The sequence below is a fragment of the Cupriavidus sp. 01L46 genome (assembly GCF_056399905.1).
In genome coordinates, this window is record NZ_JBFTSF010000328.1 from 1 (window position 1) to 6311 (window position 6311).

5 protein-coding genes are annotated in these 6311 nt (G+C 67.3%); all 5 read left to right on the plus strand.

The features are described from left to right. The first annotated feature begins 3 nt into the window (after window positions 1–3). Complete coding sequence (locus AC1DS3_RS33210) at window positions 4–1035, plus strand: branched-chain amino acid ABC transporter permease (protein WP_477128828.1); 1032 nt, start codon at window positions 4–6, stop codon at window positions 1033–1035. 17 nt (window positions 1036–1052) lie between these two features. Continuing rightward, window positions 1053–2129: a branched-chain amino acid ABC transporter permease gene (locus tag AC1DS3_RS33215; RefSeq protein ID WP_043347191.1), complete on the plus strand. Its 1077-nt coding sequence runs from the start codon at window positions 1053–1055 to the stop codon at window positions 2127–2129. A 62-nt stretch (window positions 2130–2191) separates the two neighbouring features. Continuing rightward, the gene (locus AC1DS3_RS33220; protein ID WP_477128825.1) at window positions 2192–3739 is read left to right on the plus strand and encodes an acyl-CoA synthetase; all 1548 of its coding nucleotides are present in this window, start codon (window positions 2192–2194) and stop codon (window positions 3737–3739) included. 88 nt (window positions 3740–3827) lie between these two features. Beyond that, entirely contained in the window at window positions 3828–6026 is a 2199-nt protein-coding gene (locus tag AC1DS3_RS33225) for a D-(-)-3-hydroxybutyrate oligomer hydrolase (RefSeq protein ID WP_477128826.1), read from the plus strand. Continuing rightward, the coding region (locus tag AC1DS3_RS33230; RefSeq protein ID WP_477128827.1) for a MaoC/PaaZ C-terminal domain-containing protein at window positions 6026–6311 on the plus strand (286 nt) is incomplete at its 3' end. The genes AC1DS3_RS33225 and AC1DS3_RS33230, both read left to right, overlap by 1 nt.

Consider the following 6311-nt stretch of genomic DNA (forward strand, 5'->3'; position numbering starts at 1 on the left):
ACAATGGCGAGTACAAGCTCCTTACCCACCACCCCGGCAACGCCGGCCGACCTGCCCAAGGTCCGGCTCGACTGGACCCCGCTGGCGCTGGCGCCGCTGCTGATGCTGCTGGCCTATCCCTTGATCGGCAGCGGTTCGACCTGGCTTACGCTGACCATCGCCGGCCTTGCCATGGGCATGATCGTGTTCGTGGTGTCGTCGGGCCTGACGCTGGTGTTTGGGCTGATGGACGTGCTCAACTTTGGGCACGGCGCGTTTATCGCGCTGGGGGCCTATGTGGCGGCATCCGTGCTGCTGCCGCTGGGCGCCTGGGTCGAGGCGGACAGCCTGTGGCTCAACCTGGCGGTGTTTGGCCTGGCCATCCTGGCGGCGATGGCGGCGGCGGGCGCCATCGGCTTGCTGTTCGAGCGCATCGTGGTGCGCCCGGTCTACGGCCAGCACCTCAAGCAGATCCTGATCACCATGGGCGGCATGATCGTGGCCGAGCAGCTGATCAAGGCGATCTGGGGTGCCGAGACCATCGCGCTGCAGGTGCCCACCACCTTCCGCGGCGCGGTGCTGCTGGGCGACGCGGCCATCGAGAAGTACCGGCTCATCGCCGTGGTGCTCGGGCTGGTGATCTTTATCTCCATGGTGCTGGTGCTCAACCGCACGCGCATCGGCCTGCTGATCCGCGCCGGGGTGGAGAACCGCGAGATGGTGGAGTCGCTCGGCTACCGCATCCGGCTCTTGTTCATCGGCGTGTTCGTGGTGGGGGCGGGGCTGGCCGGCATGGGCGGCGTGCTGTGGGGGCTGTACCAGCAGAACATTACCGCGTCCATCGGTGCCCAGGTCAATGTGCTGATCTTTATCGTGATCATCATCGGCGGGCTCGGCTCCACCACCGGCTGCTTTGTCGGCGCCTTGCTGGTGGGCCTGATGRCCAACTACACCGGCTTCCTGTTTCCCAAGGTGGCGCTGTTCTCGAACATCCTGCTGATGGTGATGATCCTGCTGTGGCGTCCGCAGGGCCTTTACCCGGTAGCCAAGCGCTGAGCGCCCAGGAAAAAACCATGACCCGACTGCTTTCCGGCGACCTGCCACGAAGCCGCGTGCTGACCGTGATCCTGGTCGCCATGCTGCTGGCGCTGGCGTGCGCGCCTTTCTTGTTTCCCGGTGCGCGCGCGCTCAATATGGCGGCCAAGATCTGCATCTTCGTGGTGCTGGTGGCCAGCTACGACCTGCTGCTCGGCTATACCGGCATCGTCTCCTTTGCCCACACCATGTTCTTCGGCATTGGCGGCTATGGCGTGGCGATCGCCATGTCGCGGCTGGAGCCGGGGTGGGGCGCGCTGGCGCTCGGCACGCTGGGCGCGCTGCTGGTGTCGATGCTGCTGGCCTTCCTGATCGGGCTGTTCTCGCTGCGGGTCAGGGCGATCTTCTTTGCCATGATCACGCTGGCGGTGGCCACCGCCTTTGCCACGCTGGTGTCGCAGCTCTCCGAGTGGACCGGCGGCGAGGATGGCATCAGCTTCAAGGTGCCGGAGGTGTTCACGCCGGGCTTTTCGCTGGGCGACGCCGAGTGGCTTGGCGTGCCGCTCAACGGCAAGCTGTTCTCCTATTACTTCGTGTTTGCGAGTGCGCTGGTGTTGTTCCTGTTGCTGCTGCGCGTGGTGAACTCGCCGTTCGGCCGGGTGCTGCAGGCGATCCGCGAGAACGATTTCCGGGCCGAGGCCATCGGCTACCGCACCGTGGTGTACCGTACCGTGTCCACCGTGCTGTCGGCCGGGTTTGCCACGCTGGCCGGGGTGCTGATGGCGCTCTGGCTGCGCTACAACGGCCCGGACACCTCATTGTCCTTCGAGATCATGGTCGACATCCTGCTGATCGTGGTGATCGGCGGCATGGGCACGCTGTATGGCGCGCTGATCGGCACCACGCTGTTCCTTGTGGCGCAGACCTACCTGCAGGACGTGATGAAGCTGGCGAGCGATGCCACCGCGGCGATCCCACTGCTGTCGGGGCTGCTGCATCCGGACCGCTGGCTGCTGTGGCTCGGCCTGCTGTTCATCCTCAGCGTGTATTACTTCCCGCAAGGCATTGTCGGGCGGCTGCGCGGCGACCGTGCCGAGCACGAGGTGGCGTCGTAGACCTGCATGCGATACAAAGCTAGCAAGATAACAAGAGCATCCACAAGCGGAGATTCCAGGCCATGTACGTAGTCGACTGGCTGCACAAGAATGCCCTCCATATGCCGGACAAAGTCGCGCTGGTCGACGTGGAGAGCGGCCGCACGGTAACCTACCGGCAATTCGACGAGCGCGCCAGCCGCTTCGCGGAATACCTGGGCGAGCGCCTGCGGCTGGCGCCCGGGGCCCGCGTGGCCGTGCTGGCCCACAACAGCTCGGACTATTTCGAGATGCTCTATGGCTGTGCCAAGGCCGGCATGGTGATGGTCTGCCTGAACTGGCGGCTGGCGGCGGCGGAGCTGCTGCCGATCCTGCGCGACTGCTCGCCCGACGTGCTTGTGGCCGGCGACGGCTTTCTCGCCACCGCTGCCGCGCTTGCCGGCGCCTTGCCGCTGCGCGCGGTATTGCACCTGGCCGACGACGAGAGCGCGGATGTGCCGGGCGGCTGGACCGAGTATGAGGCGATGCTGGCGGGTAGTTCCGGGCGCGTCATCGAGATGCCGTGCCGCGACGAGCACGAGGTCTGGCACCTGCTTTACACCTCGGGCACCACGGGACAGCCCAAGGGCGTGATCCAGACCTACGGCATGGTGTTCTTCAATGCCGTCAACGCCATGCTGGCCAACAAGATCACGCGCGACGACGTGTTCCTGAACGTGCTGCCGTTCTTCCATACCGGTGGGCTGAACCTGTACGCCAATCCCGTGCTGCATGCCGGCGGTACCGTGCACATCATGCGGCAGTTCGACGCCGAGGTGACGCTGCGCAAGCTCGATGCCAGTGCCGGGGAGGGCATCACCATGTTCTTCGCCGTGCCCGCGGTCTACCTGTTCCTGAGCCAGCATGCCGGCTTCGCGGCGGCGGATTTTTCCCGTGTGCGCAATATGGCCGCGGGCGGCTCCGCGGTGCCGCGGCCGCTGCTGGAGGCCTACCTGGCCAAGGGCGTGACGATCTGTTTCGGCTTTGGCATGACCGAGACCGGGCCAACCGTGTTCGTGTGCGACGAAGCCACGGCGCGCCGCAAGATCGGCACCATCGGCAAGCCGGTCGGCTCCATGCTGACGCGGGTGGTGGATCCGCAGGGCCGCGACGTGGCGCCCGGCGAGCGCGGCGAGCTGCTGATCAAGGGGCCCGGCGTCACGCCTGGCTACTGGAACCTGCCCGAGGCCACCGGCGCCGCCATCCGTGGCGGCTGGCTGCACTCGGGCGATATCGCTTACATGGACGAGGAGGGCGACTACTACATCGTCGACCGCGCCAAGGACATGTTTATCTCCGGCGGTGAGAACGTCTACCCGGCCGAAGTGGAGAATGTGCTGTTTCAGCTTGCTGCCGTCTCCGAGGCCGCCGTCATCGGCGTGGCCGATGCGCGCTGGGGCGAGGTCGGCATGGCGCTGGTGGTGGCAAAGCCCGGCATGGCGCTCGATGCCGAAGGCGTGCTCGCGCATTGCCGCGCCGCGCTGGCAAGCTACAAGGTGCYGCGCCACGTGCGGATGATCGAGGCGCTGCCGCGCACGCCGTCGGGCAAGGTGGAAAAGCACAAGCTGCGCGCGCGCTTCCAGCCGCAGTGAGGGCGGCGCGCAGCGTGAAGTCATGCAGTGGCTGTCTCGTGAACATCTTGTTTCTGCCGTTTCTGTATTGCGTTCCGATCGATCCAGCATGCCGGGCCGGCATGCAATAAGGGGGCACAACATGTTGCGCGGACTTGCAGGGCATAGCGATTTGACCAGATGCGGCGCGCGCCTGGCGCTGGCAGGAGCGGCGGGCCTGTTGCTGGCGGCGTGCGGCTCGGGCGATAACCACACCAGCAGTGGCAACACCAATCCGAATACCAAGCCGGCCAATATCGGCACGGTCACGATCAAGACCTACGACGGCAACACGGACGACCTGCTCACCGCCGGCCTCGGCAAGGATGGCCTGGGCTCCGCCACCGCGCCGTTGCCGCTGAATCCGGCCGCGCCCACCGCGGCCGAGCTGCGCCGCTACGCCATCTACACCAACTACCGCGCGCTGGTGGACACCACGGCGGGCGGTGGCTATGGCTCGCTGTATGGCCCCAATGTGGACGCGCAAGGCAACGTCACGACGGGGCAGGGCAAGGTCGCGGGGCGCGAGTACCTGGCCTTCTCGGACGATGGCAGCGGCCAGCAGAACGTAACCATGCTGGTGCAGATTCCCGACAGCTTCAATGTGGCCAAGCCGTGCCTGATCACTGCCACGTCATCCGGCTCGCGCGGCGTCTACGGCGCGATCTCCACCGGCGAGTGGGCACTCAAGCGCGGCTGCGCCGTTGCCTACACGGACAAAGGCACCGGCGCCGCGCCGCACGACCTGGACACCGACACCGTTGCGCTGATCGACGGCACGCGCGCCAGCCGCGCGGCGGCCGGCGCCAACGCGCAGTTTGCCGCGCCGTTTCCCAACACCAGCCTGGCCGCGTTCAATGCGCTGGCGCCGCACCGGCTGGCGTTCAAGCACGCGCACTCGCAGCGCAACCCCGAGAAGGACTGGGGCACGTTCACGCTGCAGGCCGCCAGTTTCGCCATCTGGGCCATCAACGACCGCTTTGGCAACGTGGCCTCGGATGGCACGCGCCAGCTCAGCCTGGGCCCGGACAAGGTCGTGGTGATCGCGTCCAGCGTGTCCAACGGCGGCGGCGCGGCGATTGCCGCGGCGGAGCAGGACACCCAGGGCCTGATCGACGGCGTGGCKGTGGGCGAGCCGAACCTCAACCTGCCCAGCAACACGGGCGTCGCCGTCACCCGTGGCGGCCTGCCGGTCAGCCTGTCCGGGCGCCCGCTGTATGACTACACCACCACGGCCAACCTGCTGCAGCTGTGCACCTCGCAGGCAGCCGCGCTGGTGAATGCGCCGGGTGTGGCGCTGTACGTGCTGCCCACCGTCGGGCTGGCGCAGCCGGCGCTCAACCGCTGCCAGTCGCTGGCCAACGCGGGCCTGGTGACCGGGCCGGATGCCGCCAGCCAGGCCGCCAGCGCGTTGCAAGCGCTGCACGCCTTTGGCTGGGAGCCCGAGTCCGATGCGCTCCATCCGTCGCTGGCCCTGTTCGAGGTGGCCAATGCGGTCTCGGTGACCTTTGCCAACGCGCTCGCGCGGGCCGGCGTGGCGGATCGCTTGTGCGGCTTCAGCTTTGCCGCGACCGGCACGGCAGTCCTGACGCCGGCGGCGATTGCGCCGGCTACGCTCAATGTGCTGTACGCGACGGGCAACGGCGTGCCGCCGGCGGCCGGCGTGCAGCTGATCAACGACRACAATCCCGGTGGCCCGCTGCGCGACATCTATTCCCAGTCGCCGAGCAGCAATGTGGCCGACGCCAACCTTGACGGCGCGCGCTGCCTGCGCGGGCTGCTCACCGGCACCGGCGCGCAGGCCCAGGCGCTGCAGGCGGGCCTGGCCCAGACGCTGCGCTCGGGCAACCTGCACGGCAAGCCGGCCATCATCGTGCATGGGCGCAGCGATGCGCTGCTGCCGGTCAACCATACGTCGCGGCCGTATCTCGGCTACAACCGGCTCCAGGAGGGCAGCACCAGCAAGCTGTCCTATATGGAAGTCACCAATGGCCAGCATTTCGACAGTTTCATCGGCGCGGTAGCGGGCTACGACAACCGCTTCATCCCGCTCCACGTCTACCTGAACCGGGCGCTCGACGCGGTCTACGACAACCTCGCCAACGGCCGCGCGCTGCCACCCTCGCAGGTGGTGCGCACGGTCGCGCGCGGCGGCACCGCGTCGCCGGCACCCACCATCTTGCCCACCAATCTGCCGCCGTTTGCCGCAACGCCCGCCGATGCGGACCGGATCACGGTCAACGGCAGCACCGTAGAGGTACCCAACTAATGAAGGCATCCCGCCCACGCGTTCTGACGCAAGAAGATTTCGACCGCTTCGCCTCGCTCTCGCGCGATGACAACCCCATCCACTGTGATCCGGCGTTCGCCCGCACGACGCATTTCGGCGCCACGGTCGCGCATGGCATGTTCCTGTTCTCGCTGCTGTGCGCGCAGATGCAGCGCAGCAACCCCCGGCCGGTGCTGCCCATCGCGCAAACGCTGATGTTCCCGCGTCCCACCTTTGTCGGCGATGGTGTGGCCGCCGTGCTGGTGTTGAATGACACGCCCGGGC